Source organism: Marivirga atlantica, assembly GCF_016734805.1.
GTDB classification, from domain to species: domain Bacteria; phylum Bacteroidota; class Bacteroidia; order Cytophagales; family Cyclobacteriaceae; genus Marivirga; species Marivirga atlantica.
This window is the reverse complement of record NZ_JAERQG010000003.1, coordinates 168,981-191,562: the sequence shown is the minus strand read 5'-3', so window position 1 is coordinate 191,562 and position 22,582 is coordinate 168,981. Positions and strand designations below refer to the sequence as shown.

Annotated in this window: 20 protein-coding genes; 5 read left to right on the top strand and 15 right to left on the bottom strand. The window is 36.2% G+C overall.

The window, feature by feature from the left end; translation table 11 throughout:
• Positions 1–77: 77 nt before the first annotated feature.
• From JKP34_RS12535 to JKP34_RS12490, 10 genes are all read right to left on the bottom strand, one after another.
• On the bottom strand, positions 78–767 hold the full coding sequence (locus JKP34_RS12535; RefSeq protein WP_201921926.1) for a helix-turn-helix transcriptional regulator: 690 nt from the start codon (positions 765–767) through the stop codon (positions 78–80).
• A gap of 156 nt (positions 768–923) precedes the next feature.
• Positions 924–1,910, bottom strand: coding sequence for a BtrH N-terminal domain-containing protein (locus tag JKP34_RS12530; protein ID WP_201921924.1), 987 nt, complete (start codon positions 1,908–1,910; stop codon positions 924–926).
• Positions 1,911–1,957: 47 nt separating this feature from the next.
• Complete coding sequence (locus tag JKP34_RS12525) at positions 1,958–2,653, bottom strand: helix-turn-helix transcriptional regulator (RefSeq protein ID WP_201921921.1); 696 nt, start codon at positions 2,651–2,653, stop codon at positions 1,958–1,960.
• A 212-nt stretch (positions 2,654–2,865) separates the two neighbouring features.
• Complete coding sequence (locus tag JKP34_RS12520) at positions 2,866–4,164, bottom strand: ADP-ribosylglycohydrolase family protein (RefSeq protein ID WP_236664995.1); 1,299 nt, start codon at positions 4,162–4,164, stop codon at positions 2,866–2,868.
• Positions 4,165–4,367: 203 nt separating this feature from the next.
• The gene (locus JKP34_RS12515; protein WP_201921919.1) at positions 4,368–4,739 is read right to left on the bottom strand and encodes a VOC family protein; all 372 of its coding nucleotides are present in this window, start codon (positions 4,737–4,739) and stop codon (positions 4,368–4,370) included.
• A 326-nt stretch (positions 4,740–5,065) separates the two neighbouring features.
• A complete protein-coding gene (locus JKP34_RS12510; RefSeq protein WP_201921916.1) occupies positions 5,066–5,632 on the bottom strand; it encodes a hypothetical protein in 567 nt (188 codons plus the stop codon).
• 273 nt (positions 5,633–5,905) lie between these two features.
• The gene (locus tag JKP34_RS12505; RefSeq protein ID WP_201922870.1) at positions 5,906–6,694 is read right to left on the bottom strand and encodes a TIGR00266 family protein; all 789 of its coding nucleotides are present in this window, start codon (positions 6,692–6,694) and stop codon (positions 5,906–5,908) included.
• Between the two features lie 125 nt (positions 6,695–6,819).
• Positions 6,820–8,013, bottom strand: coding sequence for a PQQ-dependent sugar dehydrogenase (locus JKP34_RS12500; protein WP_201921913.1), 1,194 nt, complete (start codon positions 8,011–8,013; stop codon positions 6,820–6,822).
• Positions 8,014–8,530: 517 nt separating this feature from the next.
• Complete coding sequence (gene scpA, locus JKP34_RS12495) at positions 8,531–10,657, bottom strand: methylmalonyl-CoA mutase (RefSeq protein WP_201921910.1); 2,127 nt, start codon at positions 10,655–10,657, stop codon at positions 8,531–8,533.
• Positions 10,657–12,462 (bottom strand): methylmalonyl-CoA mutase family protein, encoded by a 1,806-nt coding sequence (locus tag JKP34_RS12490; protein ID WP_201921907.1) that lies wholly within the window; start codon positions 12,460–12,462, stop codon positions 10,657–10,659. Before JKP34_RS12490 ends, scpA begins: the two co-directional genes overlap by 1 nt.
• Before the next feature lie 311 nt (positions 12,463–12,773).
• Between JKP34_RS12490 and dnaA the strand changes: the two genes are divergently transcribed.
• Complete coding sequence (gene dnaA / locus JKP34_RS12485; RefSeq protein WP_201921904.1) at positions 12,774–14,195, top strand: chromosomal replication initiator protein DnaA; 1,422 nt, start codon at positions 12,774–12,776, stop codon at positions 14,193–14,195.
• Between the two features lie 72 nt (positions 14,196–14,267).
• On the opposite strand, the gene JKP34_RS12480 is transcribed toward dnaA, so the two are convergent.
• The 4 genes from JKP34_RS12480 to JKP34_RS12465 are packed head-to-tail and all read right to left on the bottom strand — an operon-like array spanning position 14,268 to position 19,352.
• Positions 14,268–15,665, bottom strand: coding sequence for an exonuclease domain-containing protein (locus JKP34_RS12480; RefSeq protein ID WP_201921901.1), 1,398 nt, complete (start codon positions 15,663–15,665; stop codon positions 14,268–14,270).
• Positions 15,666–15,667: 2 nt separating this feature from the next.
• Entirely contained in the window at positions 15,668–16,534 is an 867-nt protein-coding gene (locus JKP34_RS12475) for a formylglycine-generating enzyme family protein (protein WP_201921899.1), read from the bottom strand.
• A gap of 24 nt (positions 16,535–16,558) precedes the next feature.
• A complete protein-coding gene (locus tag JKP34_RS12470; RefSeq protein ID WP_201921897.1) occupies positions 16,559–17,722 on the bottom strand; it encodes a homogentisate 1,2-dioxygenase in 1,164 nt (387 codons plus the stop codon).
• 4 nt (positions 17,723–17,726) lie between these two features.
• Positions 17,727–19,352: a S41 family peptidase gene (locus JKP34_RS12465; RefSeq protein WP_201921895.1), complete on the bottom strand. Its 1,626-nt coding sequence runs from the start codon at positions 19,350–19,352 to the stop codon at positions 17,727–17,729.
• A gap of 107 nt (positions 19,353–19,459) precedes the next feature.
• Here JKP34_RS12465 and JKP34_RS12460 point away from each other — a divergent pair, with 107 nt between their 5' ends.
• The 4 genes from JKP34_RS12460 (at position 19,460) to JKP34_RS12445 (ending at position 21,923) form a co-directional block, all read left to right on the top strand.
• Positions 19,460–20,209: an iron-sulfur cluster repair di-iron protein gene (locus JKP34_RS12460; protein WP_201921894.1), complete on the top strand. Its 750-nt coding sequence runs from the start codon at positions 19,460–19,462 to the stop codon at positions 20,207–20,209.
• 1 nt (position 20,210) lies between these two features.
• Entirely contained in the window at positions 20,211–20,624 is a 414-nt protein-coding gene (gene ruvX, locus JKP34_RS12455) for a Holliday junction resolvase RuvX (RefSeq protein ID WP_201921892.1), read from the top strand.
• Between the two features lie 3 nt (positions 20,625–20,627).
• Positions 20,628–21,182 (top strand): peptide deformylase, encoded by a 555-nt coding sequence (def, locus tag JKP34_RS12450; protein ID WP_201921890.1) that lies wholly within the window; start codon positions 20,628–20,630, stop codon positions 21,180–21,182.
• Positions 21,183–21,275: 93 nt separating this feature from the next.
• Entirely contained in the window at positions 21,276–21,923 is a 648-nt protein-coding gene (locus JKP34_RS12445) for a tetratricopeptide repeat protein (RefSeq protein WP_201921887.1), read from the top strand.
• Positions 21,924–22,000: 77 nt separating this feature from the next.
• Here the strand turns inward: JKP34_RS12445 and JKP34_RS12440 are convergent, their stop codons facing one another.
• Positions 22,001–22,507, bottom strand: a complete 507-nt coding sequence (locus JKP34_RS12440) for a DUF4442 domain-containing protein (protein WP_201921884.1) — start codon at positions 22,505–22,507, stop codon at positions 22,001–22,003.
• Positions 22,508–22,582: the final 75 nt, after the last annotated feature.

The following is a 22,582-nucleotide window of genomic DNA, read 5'->3' as shown; positions in this document are numbered from 1 at the left end:
AGAATAATTTACTTGTTAAACTTGAAGCAAAAATAAAATGGGGTTGTGACAGCCTTATGTCAGGGGTTGAAATGAGCCTAATGAAATTTATCAAAGTACTCTTGCAAGGTCATCTTGTGCGGTTCAAAATGTTCGTTGAGTACGTGCAATTTTTTAATTCTGTCTAAACGGAAAAACCTAAATTCTTCACGTAATTGGCAGTAAGCAACCAGCAACCAATTTTCTGTGCTTAATAATGCAAATGGTTCTATAATTCGCGAGGTTGATTTCTCGTCAGCGTTTATGTAGTCGATATTCACAAGTCGAAAATTGGTCAAAGCAAATTGTAGTTCTGATAGGTTGTTGCTGTTTCTTTCTCGGTTGAGATTTTGTTTGAATCGTGTCCTTTCAGATAGCAAATTGACTTTGTCTTTTTGACTATATTTCAAAACTGCCTTCACTTTTTCAATAGCTTCTGAATAATCTTTTATTAATGAAGTATCTTTGTTTTTAAGAACTAATTGTTCGGCTGTGATTAAAGCATTGGCTTGGGATTCAGTAAACATTACTGGCGGAATTTTGTAACCTTCCATTAATGAATAGCCTTTGCCTTCTTCTGTGATTATAGGAACTCCTGCTTGTTCCAAAGCTCGGATATCTCTATAAATCGTTCTAACACTTACCGAAAATTTGTCCGCTAATTCTGTAGAAGTCAAAAGTCGTTTCGTTTGTAACTGCGTTAAAATAGCAGTCAGCCTTGAAAGTCGTTTTGTTTCATTTTCGTTCATTCGTTATTTCTCAGTCGTTTTTCAAATGGCTTACAACGTTTTATGGTATGGTGTCGTGCGGGATTACGAAGCGATTTACTGTCAATTTACAGCCACTGTTTTTACGATCCACAAACGCCCGAAAACCTCTGAAACCCGCATGCACTATACACATTGTTAGGCACTGGCTTTTTTTAGTTCTTCCATAGTTTTTTTTTCTAGTTCAGATAATTCAACTAATATTTCAGAGGTTTGATTTACATATTTAATATCTTCTGTTTCTCCTATTTTAATAAATAAATCAGCAACATTCTTCCATAATTTAGCTATTGTATCATATTTTTCACTTGCTTTAAGTAATTCATTGGACTCAATTAATTCTCCACTTTCTTTTAAGAAATCTCGATAAATGTTTCTAAACAAAGAGCCACCTGTCCCTCCATTTTCCATTAAAGAAGCAGAAGTTTGAAAGTCTTTTTTAATATTCTCACTCGTTTTAAACCACTTTTTAATTTCTGAACTAGTTTTATATATTCCTTTGTAGCCAATGTTTTTTATTTGAGGGTTTAAAAAATCATTAGCATTGTTTTGAATTGCACTTTTTATAGCTTTTTCTAATTCAGGTAGTTTTTCATTTTTAGAAATAGTATAAGAAAGATTTTTTGAAGACATTGGACCTTTTTCATTTCTTGCTAATTCTAGGTTTTTTAATGTTGTTCTAGCTTGTCTGCCTTGTTGATTGGTATCATTTAAATATGCTAATTTTTCGTCATAACCATAAATGGAAGCGTAATGTCCAGCAAAGTGAATTTTTGTTGTGAAATAATCTAAGTGATAGCAATCTAGTTTCAAACCGACTGCTTTTCCTTGTACAATATTTACTTTAACATTTTCCCAAGCCTTTTTTATAGATGAAGTTTCCTTTACTTCTAGATTAAGGTTCAAGTTTCTACAAATGTTTTCTGTTAATATATCTGGTTTTATTCGACCTCCAATAAAAGGGAAATCCATAATTTTCATATTCCAAAAAATATAACCTAAACCTTCTCCAAGTCCGAATAGCATAGGCTCTGAAAGGTTAATATCAAGTTGATATAATAAGCTTCCAGTTGTTGTAGTTTCACAATGTTGTCCGTTAAATGCTTTAAAGTTCTTTATTATCATAATATTTTATTTGTTCAGCACAAAATTAGAGTTGAGTTATGACAACCTTATGTCAACTTTGGTTTATACTTTTCAATAAAATATTTAGTGAGGTCAAAATCAGTTAAATTTTCAAATTTACTATTAGTAAATTTGTAATCAGTTATTCTGTCAAGTCTAAATTCTCTATATTCCTTTTTATTGTTGCAAAAGGAAACAAGAATCCAAGCTTTATTTGAAAAGTAAACGCCTAAAGGATTAATTGTTCGTTTAGATATTTCTTTTTTGTGAATAGAATGATAGATTATTTCAACGATTTCATTTTTGATAATAGCATTTTTAAAATCTGAAAGTGAATTACTTTGAAATGGTATTTTCAGATAAGAAGGAGCAATTCTATTTTCTAGTTTTTCATAATTTTCTTTTTGAAATTCTCTCAATACAGATTTTATTTTAAAAAGTAGTGAGGAAAAATCACTTTGAAGTGAGTTATCTTCTTGGTTTTGTATCAATTTTTCAGCTGTTACTAATGTGTTCACCTCTTTTTCATTAAGCATAATTGGAGGTAGATGATAACCACTCACTAGAAAATAACCTTTTCCGTTTTCAGAACCTATCGGAACTCCAGCATCTTGTAATGTTTTAATATCTCTATAAACTGTCCTAAGACTTATTTCAAATCTGTCTGCAATTTCTTTAGCAACAATTATTTTTTTTGACTGCAATTGAATTAATATAGATGTCAATCGTGTCAGTCTGTCCATTTTAGTTTGTTGTTTTTAGTTTGTGCCTAACGCCACTGTATAAATTCGTGGCTGATTAAAAATATAAAAATTTGCTTTAACTACCGAGGCAATCCGCGGGATTGGCTTATTAAATTAATTTTCAGCAATAAGTCAATCCTGCGGATTGACGGACTATCTACGAAGAACCATAGTTTCATTTAGCACTAACTAGCCATGATTTATACAGAATGTTATCGGCTTTCTTCTTTATACTTTAGCCTTAATTGTTCAATTACTATCTCAATTTCATTCAATCGTGGAATCTTGTCTAACCACTCTAATGGAATAGCTGCCGCTGAATAAATCAAACCCGCCAATCCACCTGTAACTGCACCTGTCGTGTCTGTATCTTCACCAAGGTTTACAGCCTTTAAAACGCTTTCCTCATAGGAACTGGATGTCAATACGCACCAGATTGATGCTTCAAGAGTATCAATGACATATCCTGAAGACTTTATTTCATTTTGGCTTAATTCATGAATATTTCCTTTTGTTAATCTATGAAATTGATCGTATTCCTTTTCATTGATATTTAATTCACCTACGATATACTTCAAACTGATATTTGCCATTTTGTAAGCGTAGGTGGGCAAAGAATATTCACACAGTACTTTTGCAAATTCTAGATAGTAAAAACAAGCTAATGCCGCTCTTACATGACCATGAGTTATGCTTGATACTTTTCTTGTTATTTCATATCTATCTAATATGGGCAAATACCGTATATGAAATAAAAGTGGGAGAATTCTCATTAAAGAGCCATTACCGTTAGACATTTCGTCCCAGTCACCAGCCAAATAAGCTACTTCACCTTTCCTTAATCTGTCTATAGCTTTTCGTGTTCCAATCCCAATATCAAAAACGTTGCCGTACGGAGTCCATCTTCCCTCATCTAGCCATGAAACAAATGATTTACCGATTTTATCAAGATCAAACCCTTTTGTGAGTTCATCCGCTAAACATAATGTTAGAGAACTATCGTCAGACCAAGTACCTGCAGGTTGATTATGTGTCCCATATCCAATCATCTTTTTAACAGAGCGTTTAGAAAGGGATTCTCTATTTTGAAATTCGACTGGTACTCCAAGAGCATCACCTACAATTAATCCCAAAATAGCGTTTTTTGGATGATTCCATAGCTTCCTATCCTTTAGATGTTTTAAGAGATTATTAAAAAGTTTAATATCTATTGAGTCATCTTCATTTTTGTACACTTCATTATTTCTTTCGACAAAGAACCCATGGGCTAAGTAATAATCACCATCTTGGTGGAATTCGGCTCGATATATTTCCTTTCCTGTCCAAGAACGATGCATATGTAATTGGTTATCATCAAAAAAGATGTACCATTTATCGTCCATGGAGTCAGGCATTAAACCAAGCAGGACTTTCTGATACTCTTCTTCATTCAACCTAATGTCAGATTCAACCCAATGTTCTATTTCTATTGGCTTAAACTTCTCTTTTTTAGGTGCAGTTGCTGTTCTCATTTTGGTTTATTGCCGATAACACCCGAATATAGTAACCAAAGTTGTTATATCCGGCTTATATTTTTTGGATAACCGATTGTAAGCGTTTGTAAACGTTTGTTGTCGTTTAGTGAAGGGGCTTTGTATCGGCTTTGGTTTAACATATAGGCAAACTAAACATTTTGCCTATATGAAGCAATAGGTTTTTGCCAATCGGTTGTTACTCAAATATGCTGGTCAATCAAAATAGCATTGCCGTCAGGGTCAATAAGTGTAATGCTTTCAGGGCCTGATGTGGAGCTGTCCGCTTCTTTTTCCAGCTTGATATTAGCTAACTTTAGGCTTTTCTGGATATCTCTAACGTCATCGTATTGATCAAGCGTTTGAGCATTTTGATCCCAGCCGGGGTTAAAGGTTAATATGTTGCCTTCAAACATGCCTTGAAATAACCCGATAAGCGTATCACCATTTTTCATGATGAGATATTTCATGTTGAGGTCACCACCGAATACGCTAAAGCCTAGTTTTTCATAAAAAGCTTTGGAGGCCTCAATATCCTTGACATTGAGACTTACAGAAAAGGCACCTAATTGCATAAGATTGAGTTTTAGTTTTTGAATAATTGCTTTTACTCAATATAAAGAATTTTTAGGAGAGGTTGAGTTATGATTTTAACGTTGAGCTATGATGAGTGGGGATTAGAAAGCACTAACCTCCTATCTCGCACATAGCCACGCCTTGATTTAAATTTAAAACTTGTGGTGGACTTTCCAAGTGCAACCAAAATTTCCTGACCGATGAAACCCCATTCATTCGTAGCATTTGTTAGAGTGATTTTCATTTCATCATATCAAGTTTCATTTTTTAATCAACAGGTTTTACTTTATTTATAAGTTATATAGCCCTTTTTTCAGAGCATTTATTATTTATTTTGCTCCATTAATTTATCAATAAAATCAGCTTCCCTATAGATCTTTACGCGATATACATTTTTATTAACATCTTTTATCTGTAGTTTTCTTGGGATGTTTTCGTTAATTCCATAATCCCATTTTTCCCTAATTATAAAGTCATTTGTCTTCAAATAATTTCCTGAAATATCAAAAGCGTTCATAACACGTATCGTGTCATATGGAATCTTATCTTTATATAAATCTATATTTCCGTTTGGACTACGGTTTGTGTAGTTGATTTGTTCGAGTATATAAGTGCTAGCGGTTGGATTTAGTAGGAAATCAGGTTTATTGTAGTCATTATCAAATTCAGTTAAATCGTATGTAATAGTAGAATCATTATATGTTATTTCATTCTTTCCTACTTTGAAGTAAATGATTTTCTGACTTAACGAGTCGATTATATGTTCTTCTCCCTCAAATTGCAAGACTATTTTAGAACCAGTTGGGTTATCAATTGTAACCTCGGCTTTTCTATCTGAACAGGAGATTATAATGAACGCTATAAATGCAATTAAAATTCTATTGTGCCACATTGTCTTTCTGATTTATTATAGAAATTATATTTCTATTCACTCTAACATCCGAATATAGAAACGCAAGTTGTTATATCCGCATTATATTTTAATAACAGATTGTGAGCGTTTGTTATCGTTTAGGATGGAGGCTTTGAATCGATTTGATGATTCACATAAAGCAAACTAAATATTTTACCTATGTGACGCAACAGGGAGATTGTTTATAAAATATTCATCCCATGACTTGAAGTCATAGGATGACTGGTAAAATATTAGGCTATTTATGGGTGATTAATCTCCATCAATTAACCTTCCGAAACCACCTAATATAGAGCCTTCACCTTTTGATGAGCCTCCCATTTTAGGGGCATGCTGTATAATTCTATCGGCCAAACGTGAGAAAGGTAAGCTTTGTAAATAAACCGTTCCTGTTCCTTGTAGTGTTGCCAGGAATAAGCCCTCACCACCAAAAAACATCGATTTTAAATTTCCTGCTCTTTCAATATTAAAATCCAGACCTTCAGTAAAAGCAACAATACAGCCTGTATCTATCAATATAGATTCATTATTCAGTTCTTTTTTAATGACAGTGCCACCAGCGTGTAAAAAAGCTAGTCCGTCACCTCTGAGCTTTTGTAGTATAAAACCTTCACCACCAAAAAAACCTGAACCGAGTCTCTTGTTGAGTGCAATGGAAACTTCAGTTCCTTTGGCAGCACATAAAAATGCATCTTTTTGACAAAGAATGTTCTTATTCATTTCACTTAAATCAACAGGAATAATCTTACCGGGGTAGGGGGCGGCAAAGCTTACTTCTCTTTTGCCCACTCCCACATTGGTAAAATGTGTGATAAAAATAGATTCGCCAGTGAGTACTCGCTTGCCAGCATCTAACAACTTGCTGAATATGCCCTGACTTGGTTTGGAGCCATCACCCATCATGGCTTCAAAGCGAATATCTCTGTCCATCCAGTTCATAGAGCCGGCCTCAGCTATAACGGTTTCCTGTGGGTCTAATTCTATTGAAACAACCTGCATGTCATCTCCATGAATGGTGTAGTCAATTTCGTGTGAATTCATCATATTAGTTTTCAGTTCAATTAATTATAAGCTTAAAATATAATGATGATACGGAAAACTAGCAGCTACCAACAAAAAAAGCAGCTAAAATTTTAGCTGCTTTATATTCATCAGGAATTTTTTCTCTATCCTTTGTAGGTAACTCTGTAAATTAATCCTGCTTTATCATCGCTAATGAGCATTGCTCCATCAGGTGCAATCAATACATCAACAGGGCGGCCCCAGGCTTCTTGTTCTTCATCATCTAACCAACCATCAATAAAGGTTTCATATGTTGGTTGTCCGTCTTGCGTGTTTGATACCATTTGTATGCGGTAGCCAATTTTGGTAGAGCGATTCCAGCTACCATGCTCAGCAATAAAAATCTGATCTTGGTACTGCTCAGGAAACATATTGGCCGTATAAAATTTCACCCCTAGTGGTGCCACATGAGGGCCTAAATTTCTATAAGGCTTTTTGAATTCTTCACAGCCTCTTAATTCTCCAAACTGTGGGTCAGCAATAGTTCCACCATGGCAGTAAGGATAACCAAAATGTTGTCCCTTAGCGGATGCTACATTTAACTCACATGGAGGGATATTATCACCCAGCATATCGCGACCATTGTCAGTAAAATACATGTCACCAGTTTCAGGATGCCATGTAAAACCTACGGTGTTTCTTACGCCTTCGGCAAATATTTCCATATTGCTACCATCGGCATTCATTCGAGTAATACTTGCATAAATCGGCTTATCAGGATTGTTACAAATATTGCAAGGTGCACCCACAGGCACGTATAATTTCCCATCAGGACCGAAAGCAATATACTTCCAGCCATGGTGATCATCTGTAGGGTATTTATCATAAATCACTTCATAAGCTGGTGAATTGGCTAGTTGACTTTCAATATTGGTAAATTTGATGATGCGGCTGTTTTCAGCTACATATAAATCACCATCTTTAAAAGCTACACCATTAGGCATGTCCAGACCTTCGGCAATTATATATTTCTCATCAGCGATATTATCATTATCGGAATCTCGCACAGCGTAGACTTTATCTCCTTTTCTGTTACCAACATAAAAAGTTCCGCTGGGAGAGAGCGTCATGGAGCGTGCATTATCTACTTCTGCAAATACAGAAATATGAAAGCCATCTGGTAAGTTGATGCTGGCTAATCTTTCATCACCGCTATATTGGACATTGCTGGAAGTTGAATCCGATGCCAGTATTTCGGCTGATGTTGGCTGATTTTCCTTCGGCTTATCTTCATTAGAAGATGAGCAGGCTATAATCAGTAGAGATATGAGTCCGAATAAATATTTGATTTTGTTCATTTTATTATGGGTTTGTTAGCTAACTGATTGTAAAAAGAGTTGTTTGATTGAAATTAGTTAAAACTTAGAGTTAGCGCGTATTTGTTGGTGATAATACCAACAATTGGATAAGTTTCTTACAAACTCTCCTCCTTGGAGAAGGATGTAGGGAGGATTGATTAATTCATAATAAAATTCCCCTAAATCCCACTTTTTCTAAGGGAGAGATTCTCTTCGCTAAACTTTAAAGGACTTTATTTATCAGGAATCTCCTTTAGTACTTTCGGTTATTGGTTTAAGAGATACCTGATATTTTTTGACCTTTGGAAAAATAGGTCAAAAAATTCTGGTATGACGGTAATTGGTATTTGTTGGTGATAATACCAACAATTGGATAAGTTTCTTACAAACTCTCTTCCTTGGAGAAGGAGTTAGGGAGGATTGATTAATACAATATAAAATCCCCCTTAGTCCCCCCTTTTTCTAAGGGAGAGTCTGTTCTTAGCTAATAATATATGGACAAGAGGTGTTATGTTTCTTACTCTTCTTCCATCAGCTTTTGCAATATTTCACCTGCTGCTTTAGCGATGTTGGTTCCTGGCCCGAATACGGCACTTACTCCAGCATCATACAAGAAATCATAATCTTTTGGTGGAATTACCCCACCTGCAATGACCATGATATCTTCTCTGCCAATTTTCTTGAGTTCAGCTATTAGCTTTGGAATCAATGTTTTATGGCCTGCTGCCAAACTGGAAGCCCCAACCATGTGAACATCATTCTCAGCTGCCTGCATTGCTACTTCTTCAGGCGTTTGGAACAACGGCCCAATGTCTACATCAAAGCCTAAATCAGCAAAGCTGGTAGCTATCACTTTAGCACCTCTATCGTGCCCATCCTGACCCATCTTGGCAATAAGGATTCTAGGTCTTCTACCATCCAGTTCGGCAAAATCATTAGCTAGTTTTTGTGCCGCTTTGAATTCATCTGAAGTGCCTACTTCACCAGAATAAACGCCTGATATAGATCGGATAGTGGCTTTATGCCTTCCAAATGATTTTTCCATAGCATCTGATATTTCTCCTAAAGTGGCTCTGTCTCTAGCCGCATCTATGGCTAGAGCTAATAAGTTGCCTTTACCAGTTTTTGCCGCCTCTTCGAGTTTAGCTAAAGAAGCATCTACTTTTGCCTGGTCGCGCTCTGCTTTGAGTTTTTCAATTCTTTTAATTTGCGATTTGAGTACAGCCGTATTATCTACCTCCAGCAGTTCAATGTCACTTTCTTCTTCTGTTTGGTAGCGATTTACACCAACAATAATATCTCTGCCTGAATCAATGCGTGCTTGCTTTCTGGCAGAAGCTTCCTCAATACGCATTTTTGGTAAGCCTGTCTCTATTGCTTTGGCCATACCGCCCAACTCTTCTACTTCTTCAATGAGTTTCCAGGCTTTCTGCACCAATTGATCGGTGAGGTATTCTACATAATAGGAACCTCCCCAAGGGTCAACCGTTTTGGTGATTCCTGTTTCATTCTGTAAAAATAGCTGCGTATTACGGGCAATTCTTGCAGAGAAATCGGTTGGCAAGGCAATGGCTTCATCCAGTGCATTAGTGTGTAATGATTGTGTATGCCCAAGCGCGGCAGCCATGGCTTCTACACAAGTTCTGCTTACATTATTATATGGATCCTGCTCAGTTAAACTATAGCCTGATGTTTGGCTATGTGTTCTTAATGCTAAAGATTTAGAATTCTGTGGATCAAATTGTTTCACTATTTTAGCCCACAATAAACGACCTGCGCGCATCTTGGCAATTTCCATAAAGTGGTTCATGCCAATAGCCCAGAAGAAAGATAGGCGAGGAGCGAACTCATCGATTTTCAAACCTGATTTTAAGCCAGCGCGAATGTATTCCAAACCATCTGCAAGGGTATAAGCCAATTCAATATCCGCTGTAGCACCTGCCTCATGCATGTGGTAACCACTAATACTGATAGAGTTGAATTTCGGCATGTGCTTGCTTGTATATTCAAAAATATCAGAGATGATTTTCATAGAAGGCTCGGGCGGATAGATGTAAGTATTACGCACCATGAATTCCTTCAAAATGTCATTTTGAATTGTCCCTGAAAGCTTTTCTGGTGGAACTCCTTGCTCTTCAGCTGCCACTATATAAAATGCCATGATCGGAATTACAGCGCCATTCATGGTCATTGAAACAGACATCTGATCTAAAGGAATCTGATCAAATAGCACTTTCATGTCTAAAATACTGTCGATGGCAACTCCTGCTTTCCCCACATCACCTTCTACCCGAGGGTGATCAGAATCATAACCTCTATGTGTGGCTAAATCGAAGGCAACAGATAGGCCTTTTTGGCCGGCAGCCAAATTTCTTCTGTAAAAAGCATTTGATTCTTCTGCTGTCGAGAATCCGGCATATTGCCTGATAGTCCATGGCTTTTTCACATACATGGTACTATAAGGTCCTCTCAGATAGGGAGCTTTACCGGCTATAAAATTAAGATGCTTAAGCGTTTTTATGTCGTTTGCAGAGATAGATGGCGGTACACTTATTCCTTCAGGTGTTTCCCAATTGCTTCTATCTTTTATTTCAACTGACTTAATATCAATCTTTGAATCTACTTTACTGAAATCAGGTCTCATTATAGCGTAATCTTTAAGTCGTTCAATAAATCGTTTAAGAAACTGAAAGCTTCTGAATGTCTGTGAATGCAGGCATAAAGTCCTTTTGAACACATTTCCTCTTCATTAGCCTCTTGTCCTGCAATCATAATTTTGGCATTGTCATGCTTAAAGTTTGCTTCATGAAAATCAGGCTTTTCCTTATAGCAATAAATGATCAAATCTGAGTTGAGATTCTTTTTAACTGTTTCAAGTTTGGCGAAATCTTTCAGGAAAATTTCTTCCTCAATTTTGATACCTGCCATCCCAAGAAAAGAGTAGGTGAAGTCTGACTTTGCTTTTGCAACAGCATCTGTTCCAAATAGAATGATTGTAGCCTTAGGTCGTGAATCTTCTCCATTTTGTAAAACAAAGTCTTCCGTACGCTTTCTTAACTTCTCAATTTTCCAGGCTGCACGCTTTGAACTTAGAAAATCACTGCTTTCGGTAGGTATAGCTTTCAATTTTAAAGGCTCACCAACATTTTGGAACATATTAGCTCCGATAAATGCATCTTTTCTACCTAGTGCTGCGTCAGAACCAAGTTTCTCATCCTGATCAATAAAGGACTTCACCAGCTGTAATTTAAAAAGCTCGCTATACGATCCTTGTTTTTCAAGACTTAGAAATACCTCCCAGCTTTTGCTTTCAATTTCTTCAATCAATGATTCTATATAATAGCTACCTAGCGTAGGATCAGTGATTTTATCAAGATGAGCTTCTTCCTTTAATATGTTGGAAAGATTTAGTGCGATACGTTTAAAGGTTTGTTTTTGCTCTTCAGCTGCTTTGGTATCATCATGAGGAGCTACGTACAATGATTGGCAGCCCGCAAGAATAGCAGACATGCTTTCTGTAGTATTGCGCAAAAGATTAACATGAAAGTCTAAAGCTGATTTAGTTCTTTTACTTACTTCAGCATGTATAAAAATATCATCAGGATTTAACTCATAGTCATAGGCTTTGGCTATTTTGATCATGATCATCTTAAATGCCTTTATCTTGGCAATTTCAAAGAAATATTTTCTACCAAAAGCAAATGAGAAAACTGTATGCTTAAAGATGTCTGATATAGAAAGGCCTTCCTCCGTGAGTTTGTCAAAATATTCTACGGCTTTTGAAACAGTGAAAGCTAGTTCATGAACAATGTTAGCTCCTGCATTGTGAAATAAATCAGCACTAATGTTAGCAACTTTAAAATTCTGAACTTCCTTAATTGAATTAATCAATTTGGCTAAGTCTTTAAAATTACTTTCTGCAAGTTCTACAACGCCAGCATCTCTAAGTTCAAGTGTGTCTGTTAGAATGGATCCGCTAATTTTACTTAAATCAACTTTTTCACTTATTAAATAGTTAAAATAAGCTTTTGCAAGTTCATAACTAGAAGCTTCCGTTTTGTAAGAAATGCTACAGTATTCAGCCTGTATGTCTTTTAATAATTTCTTGAAATCTGGAATTGACGAGCACTCGAAAATCAATCCGTCAGCACCAATGTTTAAAGCTTCTAATGCCAATTTATTAGCCTCACTTTCATCAGTCACCTTTATAGCGAAATTATTGATCCAGTTCCTGATAGCTAAAGCTTCGTGGGTTTGCTGTGCAGGATTAGCAATGTTAATAGTATTGTTGTCAAGCTCTTTATGATAAAAAGGCTGTATATCTATACCTTCTGATGTTTGCGTTACGAGCGATTCAAAAGAAGCACCTTTCAAATCCTTGATTATCAATTCTTTCCAATCAGCTGCTGATGATGGCTGAAAGTCTTTAAAGAGATTGTCCTGCTGCATAAAAAGCTTATTTTTTTGCTAATTTAGTTAATTTGGCTGTTACCATAAAAGTCATTTGTATAAATGCTAGTTGGTATAGACTGTTTCAAAAAAGGTTTAAAAAGTTTAAGTGGCTGATAGGGAAATAGTTAATAATGACAATGTGATTTTTTAAAGAAATTTTACGAAATATAAGTACATAAATTGACCTAATTCTGTTTATGCTTGTGTCAAGTAAAAAAGCATTTTTTTGTTCTCTATTTTTTTATCATTTTTGTCGACCGCATTAAAAATTCGGGAACATAATACAATCCAAGAAGGCTTAAAGATAAATGGTAAAAGACTGTAAATCAGTGTGGGATAATTGTCTGCGTACAATTAAGGAGAACGTTGGAGAACAAAGCTTCAATACATGGTTTTCTCCTATTGAGCCCGTAAAGCTGGAAAATAACGTCCTTACCATACAGGTTCCTAGTCAGTTTTTCTATGAATGGTTAGAAGAGCATTATGTGCATATCCTTAGAAAAGTCATTCATCAAGAGCTTGGTACAGATGCCAGGTTAGAGTATTCGGTAATTATGGATAGGGGAAATGAGAGTTATAAACCTTTCACCATTAACCTGCCAAACAACAATAAAAGTGACAGGCCTAAAGAGGCCAAGAAAACTGTTGATGGTTTTGCCAATCCTTTTACGCTTAACGGTATTGATCTAAGTCAGCAAAGCTCTCAACTTAATCCTAATTATACTTTTGATACCTTTATTGAAGGAGATTGTAATAGACTTGCTCGTTCTGCAGGTTACGCAGTAGCCAAAAAGCCTGGAATAACTTCTTTTAATCCTTTAATGGTATATGGCGGTGTTGGTCTCGGAAAAACACATCTTGTGCAAGCAATTGGGAACGAGATTAAGCAGACGCTTGAGGGTAAATTTGTGCTTTATGTATCATCTGAAAAGTTTACCAATCAGTTTATTGATGCGCTGAGGAATAATAAGATTCAGGATTTCTCTAATTACTATTTGCACGTAGATGCACTTATCATTGATGATGTTCAGTTTTTAGGAGGTAAGGAAAGAACTCAGGAAATTTTCTTCCACATATTCAACCACTTACATCAAAACGGTAAGCAGATTATCATGACAAGTGATAGACCTCCAAGAGATTTGAAAGGTCTTGAAGATAGATTGCTTTCCCGATTCAAATGGGGTTTAACTGCAGATTTGCAACAGCCTGATTTGGAGACCAGAATTGCCATTATCCAGAATAAAATGGAGAGCGATGGTATCAACATACCTGAAGATGTAATTGAATATCTGGCTTACAGCATAGATACTAATATAAGAGAGCTTGAAGGAGTACTGATTTCTTTAATAGCACATGCTTCACTTAATAGAAAAGAAATTGACCTTGAGCTTGCTAAGCAAACGCTTAAAAATATTGTCCATGATATTGAGTCTGAGGTAGGTATCGACTATATACAGAAAACTATCGCTGAACATTTTGCGGTTTCCATTGATGATTTAAAAGCTAAAACCCGAAAGAAGGAAATCGTAATAGCTCGTCAGGTAGCTATGTTCTTTTGTAAAGAACATACTAACCACTCACTTAAATCTATAGGTTACCATTTTGGAGGGAGAGATCATTCTACAGTAATACATGCTGTACAATCTGTAAATGATATGATGCATGTAGACAAGAACTTTAAGGAGCAGGTTGAAGGTTTAAAGAAACGCTTCAAGATGAAGAAAGTCTAAATAATTTCTGATAGAAATATAAAGTCTTAAGATTCGTAGCTTGTAACTCAAAACTATGAGCTCAGAATATACCTAACTACCCACTTCAGTTTTCCACTTATCTTTCTTTACCTTTTTATTGCCTTTGGTAGCAGAATCACTGGCTAAAATTCTATAGACTTCTGGGTTATCAGGGAATCTTTGAATTAGGTTTTTCAATCCTTCCCAATCATTAACAGTTTCAGATTCTTCAAAAAAACCGTAGCCTAGATAAGTGCCGTTTTCTACCATTACTATGGTTTTTTCGTCCTGTGATCTTCCAGCACCTATTAGAATGTAATCTCTTTTTTCTTCATCACAAGCATCTATAAATTGTGCTATTTTATCATTGTGTGTCTCTGGTGATTCTTCTCCCACACAAGCGCCCTCACAAGTACCAACCTGATAATCAAAACAAGCACCTGTGCTATTTTGGTAGCCTGCCAACTTAGGACAAATGTTTAGCTTTCTGCTAGTGGTGGTAAGGAAATGAAAAGCTGTAGCATGATTGGTGAAACGAATAAGTGTTTTCATCCCACCCTGCTTTCTACCAATTTGCAGCCTTTTATAACCTGATCTATCTTCATAAATGAATATGCAATAGCCCGGATTATTATTCTTTTGTGCACGATTATATCGCGGCCAGTTCTTTCTTATTTCATAAGATTCATGTAATAAAGCTATCAGTTCATTACCTGTTTCGAGGTAATCGATGTGGTAAATTTCTTGTTGAAAAGCCTGCTTGGCTACTTCGGTTTTGCTGCCTCCAAAATGAGAAGTGATTCTCTTTTTTATATTCTTGGCTTTACCCACATAAATGATTTGGTGTTTCTTGTTAAGAAAGTAATATACACCGGCCTTTTCAGGTAGTTGATCATATTCCTTTTTATCGAGGTTGTCAGGAATATTTACTATGGAAGCATTGCGCTTGAGTGATTTCTCAATGATCTGTTGTTCATCATGCTGAACAAGCTGCGTAAAGAGTTCTGCGGTGGCTAAAGCATCTCCATAAGCACGGTGTCTGTCCTGGATTCTAATACCACGCTGCTCACATAAGTTTCCTAAACTGTAACTCTTATAGCCGGGAAGTATTTTTCGGCTTAAGCGGACAGTACAAAGCTTTTTGCAGTTCAGATTATATCCTAAATCGGAAAAGGCTGCTTTTACAAAGGAGTAGTCAAAATTGACACTATGTGCTACAAAGATGTTACCTTCGAGAAGCTCCAGAATGGTTTTGGCTTCTTCATAAAACTTAGGAGCATCGGCTACCATGGTATCTGAAATTCCATGTATAGCTTGTACACCAATTGGAATGCTGCGTTCAGGGTTTATCAAAGATTGGTACTCTTTAACCACTTTTTCTCCATCATGGATGATAATGGCTATTTCGCATATGCGGTTACGTGCAGCATAGCCACCAGTGGTTTCAATATCTACAATGGCATAATTCAAGTTTATTCCCTTTCTATAAATTCACAAACACATCTGAAGCCAATTAATTCCGAAGGATACTGATATCTGACGTTATCCATCAGTTTAATTTCTCCGGGCGTGCTCTTCCAGTTGCCTCCCTTTGCTATCCCTTCTGTGAGTGTCATCTCACTAACATTACCCCTTAAGTCATAAATATAATTGGCGTTTTTCTTAACTGTGGTAGCTGGGAAGATCATGGGCAATTTTCCACTTAATGCTGTAGGAACATTTTTATATTTTAGGTTTTCTACAAGATGAATTGGATTGTTATCAAAGTATTGGAGGAGTAGTTTATTTTCATCGGTATTATCAGATAGTAGCCCCATATTGTCAAGTATGGCTGATAAGGAATCTTCTTCCCAGCTCAAGCTGTCGGTAATATTGACCGAGTAATTACCGGCATAAGCAATTTTAATCCATTCCTCGATGGTAGGTAGTCTAAATTGTACTTTGACTTCTGATGTGTCTATTATTTTTTCCTGAGCCCATTTAATATTGACTGCTTCTGAGCGCCACTTACAATAATTGATAGCCTGTTGGTAGCTGATGCCAACAATAGGGAAGTATCTGAATTCCTTAATTTTAATGTAATCAGCGTTGTTTAACACTTCACCTTTTGGAAAAAATTTAATGATTAATGTAGTATCAGGAATGCAGCTTTTGTAGAATTTATCTGAGGAATCTTTCTTTACATAGTGCAAATACTCTAACCAATGAATGTTGGCCACTTCAGATTTATCCACATAAAGAGATGAATCAAATGGAATGGTATTAGGAGGAGCAGGTACTTGTGCTTTTGCGGTAAATTGAAATAGAAAAAGGGTTATTAAAAAGCCTCTAATAATCATTAATAAAAAGTTGAGGACTGAGAGTTACTTCTCAGTCCAGCTCATAGGATAGTTGGGGTCAAGGAACTCTTTCGCATCTTCTGTAACATATAGCGGTTTAAAAGTGTCCACCATTACAGCATACTCTTTGGTTTCCTTAGCGCCAATACTTTTCTCTACCGTACCCGGATGCGGTCCATGTGGCAAACCACCAGGGTGCAAAGTAAAAGACCCTCTGTCAATGCCTTTTCTGCTCATAAAGTTCCCTTCAGCATAGTATAAAACTTCATCTGAATCAATATTGCTATGATTGTATGGAGCAGGAATTGAAAGCGGATGATAGTCAAACAACCTTGGAACAAAAGAGCAAATGACAAAGCCATGTGCCTGGAAAGTCTGATGAACAGGAGGTGGCAAATGAATACGTCCTGTTACAGGTTCAAAGTCATAAATAGAGAAGGTATAAGGATATAAAAAGCCATCCCAACCCACAATATCAAAAGGGCTGTGGTCATAAACATAGTTATGTATGTATCCTCCTTTTTTGATTTTCACGTGGTAGTCACCTTTACTTTCCTCAGTATATAATTCTTGAGGAGGATGAATATCTCTTTCGCAATAAGGTGAGTGTTCCTCTAGTTGACCAAGTTTATTACGGTAACGGCTAACCGTTTCTACCGGGCTGGAAGATTCTATCAAGAGGTATCTGATTTCTGCAGAATCCCATTCAATTTTATAAATGGTAGTTCTTGGGATTACTACATAATCTCCTTTTTTAATTTCAAGCTTACCAAATTGAGAGTAAAGTGTTCCTTTTCCATCATGAATGTAAAGCACCTCATCAGCTTCAGCATTTTTGTAATAATAATCCATGCTTTTGCGCGATGGCATGCTTAGCGCCATGGCCACATCATCGTTCATCAAAAGATACTTTCTACTTTCAAGAAAGTCACCTCCAGTCTCTTTTATTTTAGAAGTATTCAGGTGGATTTGCTGTAAAGGGAAATCCTTATCCACTTTCTGCGAATAAGGCACAGATTTTTTTATCTCCTTAACTTCCGTTGGAGGATTGATGTGGTATAAGTTTGAGTATACACCCGAAAAACCTAATGAACTCACCAATTCTTCTGCATAGAGGCTTCCATCAGGCTGTCTGAATTGTGTGTGTCGCTTAGGAGGGATATTTCCCATTTTTACGTAATACGCCATAATATTATTTTTTTGCTAGTGCTTCTGCCTTATCAAAAAGTTTTAAAGCACCTTGAAGAATTTCATTTTGTTCGTTGAAAATAGGGTAGAAGCCTTCATTATTCCAAACATTTCTGGCTATGTATGCCTTCAAATATATCTTCACAAGAGGAGCCGATCTGTCTACTTGATTCCAGTTAGCTTCCACTCCGTTAGATTTTGCCAGTTCATTCATTTCTGAAATCATCTCATCAGTTATTTGAAACTTCTGGATGTAGTCTTCCAGGTTCATGTTTTCGAGCATCTGCTGATTTTCTTCATAGAAAGAAAATGAATATTGTCTCAGACTATTGCTGTAGAATAGTTTGTTTAAATAATCTGAGTGGTAAGTAGTGTCAAGCGGAATAAAATAATCCGGCATAATACCTCCGCCTCCGTATACTATTCTGCCATCAGTAGTAGTGTATTTTAAGGAATCAACGAAGCTTATACTGTCTGCATTGAAGTACTCTCCATGCTCATATCTCTCTTTCATTTCCATTCGGTATTCATCAGGATCTTCACCGAAAGGCTTCTGGATTGATCTACCACTCGGAGTGTAATACCTTGAAATTGTTAAGCGTAATTCAGAGCCATCTTTTAATGGGATTGGCATTTGAACAAGGCCTTTACCGAAAGATCTTCTACCCACAATTAAACCTCTGTCGTTATCCTGTATTGCTCCTGAAACAATTTCTGATGCGGAAGCACTACCTTCATTAATAAGTACAATCAAAGGTTTGTCTTCAAACTCGCCTTCTTTTATGGCCCGTGCTTCAGAGTTGTAGCGTTTCTCTTTACCTTTGGTATAAACAATCATCGCATTGTCCTTCAGAAACTCATCGGCAATGCTAATGGCTTTATCCATATAGCCACCAGGATTGTCTTGAAGATCGAGGATTAACTTTTGCATACCGTCCTCATTAAGTTTTGTCAAAGCTTCTTTAAATTCCGTATAAGTAGTAGCAGAGAATCTGCTGATTTTAATGTAACCGATTTTGTTATCAATCATGTAGCTGACATCCACGGAAAACTGAGGGATTTTATCTCTGATAATATTGAATTTAAGAGGATCCTTTACATTTTTTCGTAAAATGGTTACTTCTACTTCGCTACCTTTTTCGCCTCTTAAATTTTCATGAACTTGTCGGTTAGTCAAATTAATACCTGCTATATTCTCACCATTTACTTCAACGATTTTATCACCTGATTGCAAACCTGCAGCTTCAGAAGGTCCGCCACTTAAAGGAGCTACTACATACAGTGTATCTTTGAAAATGTTAAACTCTATTCCGATTCCCTCATAATTACCTCTCAGGTCAGCTGAAACCATTTCTAAGTCCTTGGCAGGAATGTAAGAAGTATGGGGATCTAACTGATCAAGCATTCCCTCAATGGCACTATTAACTATTTCGTTATTGTCTACTTCGTCTACATAGTTTTGATCAATCTGAAGAAATATTTCTTTAATTCTGGTTATACCATCTAAAACAGTGCTTGATTTTCCTTCAGGATTAGCCATAGTGGCACCTATAAGAATACCTGCGGCAAGTGTGGAAAAAATTATGATTGGCAACCGTACCTGAAATGAACTATTTTTATGTTTATTCACGTTTGAAGATTTTTTGTTACAAGTAACGCAGAAAAAAGCGATTTCGTTGGATAAAAAATGACGAAAGTTTATCTTACATCAAGTTACAAAAAGTAAAATAAGTAAAAGTGGATTACTCACAAAAGAAGATTAAGGAATTAGTGGCAGAGCATTATGTATTTGCATCCGTACTGTATTATTTAGGGATCGAATACTATGAGTTTGAAGAGGATTCACTTGAAAAGGTTTGTAAGCATAAAGGCTTAGACTGCAAAAAGGTAATAGCTGAATTAGAACAGATACAAGAAAACCAGGAAATAGATAACCTTAAGTTACTAGGTCTACCTATTGATTTAATTGTTGAATACCTGAAGCATGCTCATTATTTGTTCATCAAAAAAGACCTTCCTTTTTTGGTTAAAATGATTAATCGTCTGCAGTCCGCAACGCAAACTTACTTTGGTGTTCAAAAAGACCTACAGGAGATTTTCCCTTTATTTGTAGAAGATTTTGTACACCATATCTACGAAGAAGAAGATACCTTATTCGACTACATTTTAAGTTTAAAGAAGATTAATGATGAGAGGCTAAATCCATCAGGCTTCTTTTATAAGCATCAGAAGTTTAATATTCAGAAATTTGCGATGGATCATGAAGTGCATGATGATGAAATGAAGGGCATCAGGTATATAATGGAGCAGTTTCCGCCTGAAAGTGAAGGAGAACTAAATTTCAACGTACTCTATGCGGCTCTTGAACGTTTTGAAAGGAAGTTAATGATTCACGCTCAGATAGAAAATGAGGTGCTTTTTCCAAAGGCTTTAATGCTAGAAAAACAAGTTAGGCGTAACTTTGATGACTTGATAAAGCTGAATTAGTATGGCACGTATAATCGCCATTGACTATGGTACGAAAAGGGTTGGACTTGCTGCTACTGATCCCCTGAAAATAATATCCAGCCCTTTAGATACCATTCATTCAAAAGATATCATTCAATTTTTAACAGATTACTTTAATAAGGAGGATGTTGAAGCAGTGGTTTGCGGATATCCTACCAATGAGGAGGGTGAGGCAACCGATGCCACCAGACATGTAAAGGTATTTATTAATTTATTCAGGAAGAAATTTCCAAATATGCCCTTACATTTGCAGGACGAAAGCTTTAGCTCACAAATGGCTGTCCAATCCATGATTGCTGCCGGCTCCAGAAAGAAACAACGAATGAAAAAATCTGGCAACATTGATAAAGTGAGTGCAGCAATAATTTTGCAACAATATTTAGAAGAGAATTAATTTATGATTTACCCTATAGTAGCTTACGGACATCCGGTGCTTAAAACGAAAGCCAAGGATATTGATCCTGAAGAGGTAGATGTCAAGCAATTGGTTAATGACATGTTTGAAACCATGTATAATGCCAATGGTGTGGGCTTGGCGGCTCCTCAAGTAGGTAAAAGTTTGCGACTTTTTGTAATTGATACCGATCCTATTGATGATGGTGATGAGCCGAAGGTAAAGAAGGCTTTCATCAATCCACAGATTATTGAGGAGGCAGGAGAAGAATGGGCAATGGAAGAAGGTTGTCTGAGCATTCCAAACATAAGAGAAGATGTTTTCCGTCAAGAGCACCTTAAACTTCAGTACTTCGATGAAGACTTTAACGAACATGTTGAGGAGTTTGATGGCTTTACTGCACGTGTTATCCAGCATGAGTATGATCATATTGAAGGAATACTTTTCACCGATCATATTTCTGCTTTAAAGAAACGTTTACTGAAAGGCAAGTTGACTAACATCAGTAAAGGCAAGGTAAAAGCTGATTATAAAATGGCTTTTCCGAAACTGAAGTAAGAAATCAGAAAAGAAAGGAGTTTTTATTTGTTAGCTCTTTTATAGATTGGCAGCATTATTGATGAACCAAGACTAGAAAAACTTAATTAAGCAATGACAAAAATATTGAAAGCATCCTTTTTACTAATCTGTTTATTCAGTGTAAGTCTATCAGCCTTAGCACAAGAAACTGCTGAAGAATATATCGACTTAGGAATTAAGAAGTTCGAAGCAAAAGAATACATGGAGGCGATAGTGGCTTTCAATGAAGCTATAGAAACTGATCCTTCATCGCACCAAGCCTACTACATGCGTGGTAACATCAAGCAGAAGTTTTCTGACATACACGGTGCTATGCAAGATTACAACCGAGCACTTGATGCAAAAAGTGATTTTTCAGAGGCTTACTTCGAAAGAGGTAATATCAAATACATGCTTCAGGATTATTATGGTGCTATTAATGATTATACCAAGGCCATTGAGTTTAACGAAAATAACCTTGAAGCTTATTATAAAAGAGGTCAGGCTAAGCAGCAATTAGAGGCTTATCAAGATGCCATTAATGACTGTACAAAAATCATTGAGAAAGATCCAAAAAATGTGGATGCTTATTTCTTGAGAGGAGTTTTAAGACTAGAGTACGGACAGCGAACTCAAGGATGTTTAGATTTAAGCAAAGCAGGTGAGCTTGGTGATCTGAAAGCTTATGAAATGATTAGAGAGCGTTGCAACGACAGATGTTGCCCTCCTGAAGACAACTGATTTTAGATTGCAGATTTGCGAATTACGAGTTTAGCAAAAACCGTAATTCGTAAATCATCATTCATACAGCCGCCTTATTACAACTTCGTTCTCACTTTATCCCAAGGCTTAATTTGCCAATAAATTGTTCCTGTACTTAAATGATTGCCTTTAGTATCATGCAACTTAATTACACACGGAATGACTACGGCATCTTCATTCTGTAAAGGTTCTTCAACTTTTTCTTTTACCCACTTCTCATCAATGGAAAAACTAGCTATGGCATCCATCTTAGCCTGAAAATGATATTCCATTTCAAGTTTCTGCATAATAATTCTGTATTTTTTATTATCCAGTTTATAGAGGATCATTAAACCTGTAGTGTATTCCGAAATGGTAGCCATTGCACAGGCATGAATACCTTTAATGTGGTTTAAATTTCTTCTTTTAAAAGGAAGCTTTGTTTTAATGGTATCATCTTCAACTGATGTAATTTTAAAACCATGTGGTTTATTGAAAGGTATCGTATAATTTAGGCCTTTGTTTAAAACCCATAGATAGAAATTAGAGGTTTTCGCCTTTTCTATAATGGCACTTAAATTCATTGGTATCTTATTTTAATGATCATATGTTATGAGTGCACGTTTTTTAAAATACACTCACTTACAATTGTTCAAACT

Excerpts from the sequence above, each read along its gene's own strand:
- JKP34_RS12520 (WP_236664995.1), bottom strand. The coding sequence starts at position 4,164 with ATGAGAACAGCAACTGCACCTAAAAAAGAGAAGTTTAAGCCAATAGAA.
- JKP34_RS12515 (WP_201921919.1), bottom strand. The coding sequence starts at position 4,739 with ATGCAATTAGGTGCCTTTTCTGTAAGTCTCAATGTCAAGGATATTGAG.
- scpA (WP_201921910.1), bottom strand. The coding sequence starts at position 10,657 with ATGAGACCTGATTTCAGTAAAGTAGATTCAAAGATTGATATTAAGTCA.
- dnaA (WP_201921904.1), top strand. The coding sequence starts at position 12,774 with ATGGTAAAAGACTGTAAATCAGTGTGGGATAATTGTCTGCGTACAATT.
- JKP34_RS12505 (WP_201922870.1), bottom strand. The coding sequence starts at position 6,694 with ATGAATTCACACGAAATTGACTACACCATTCATGGAGATGACATGCAG.
- JKP34_RS12525 (WP_201921921.1), bottom strand. The coding sequence starts at position 2,653 with ATGGACAGACTGACACGATTGACATCTATATTAATTCAATTGCAGTCA.
- JKP34_RS12470 (WP_201921897.1), bottom strand. The coding sequence starts at position 17,722 with ATGGCGTATTACGTAAAAATGGGAAATATCCCTCCTAAGCGACACACA.
- JKP34_RS12445 (WP_201921887.1), top strand. The coding sequence starts at position 21,276 with ATGACAAAAATATTGAAAGCATCCTTTTTACTAATCTGTTTATTCAGT.
- JKP34_RS12475 (WP_201921899.1), bottom strand. The coding sequence starts at position 16,534 with ATGATTATTAGAGGCTTTTTAATAACCCTTTTTCTATTTCAATTTACC.
- JKP34_RS12500 (WP_201921913.1), bottom strand. The coding sequence starts at position 8,013 with ATGAACAAAATCAAATATTTATTCGGACTCATATCTCTACTGATTATA.
- ruvX (WP_201921892.1), top strand. The coding sequence starts at position 20,211 with ATGGCACGTATAATCGCCATTGACTATGGTACGAAAAGGGTTGGACTT.
- JKP34_RS12510 (WP_201921916.1), bottom strand. The coding sequence starts at position 5,632 with ATGTGGCACAATAGAATTTTAATTGCATTTATAGCGTTCATTATAATC.
- def (WP_201921890.1), top strand. The coding sequence starts at position 20,628 with ATGATTTACCCTATAGTAGCTTACGGACATCCGGTGCTTAAAACGAAA.
- JKP34_RS12440 (WP_201921884.1), bottom strand. The coding sequence starts at position 22,507 with ATGAATTTAAGTGCCATTATAGAAAAGGCGAAAACCTCTAATTTCTAT.
- JKP34_RS12490 (WP_201921907.1), bottom strand. The coding sequence starts at position 12,462 with ATGCAGCAGGACAATCTCTTTAAAGACTTTCAGCCATCATCAGCAGCT.
- JKP34_RS12530 (WP_201921924.1), bottom strand. The coding sequence starts at position 1,910 with ATGATAATAAAGAACTTTAAAGCATTTAACGGACAACATTGTGAAACT.
- JKP34_RS12535 (WP_201921926.1), bottom strand. The coding sequence starts at position 767 with ATGAACGAAAATGAAACAAAACGACTTTCAAGGCTGACTGCTATTTTA.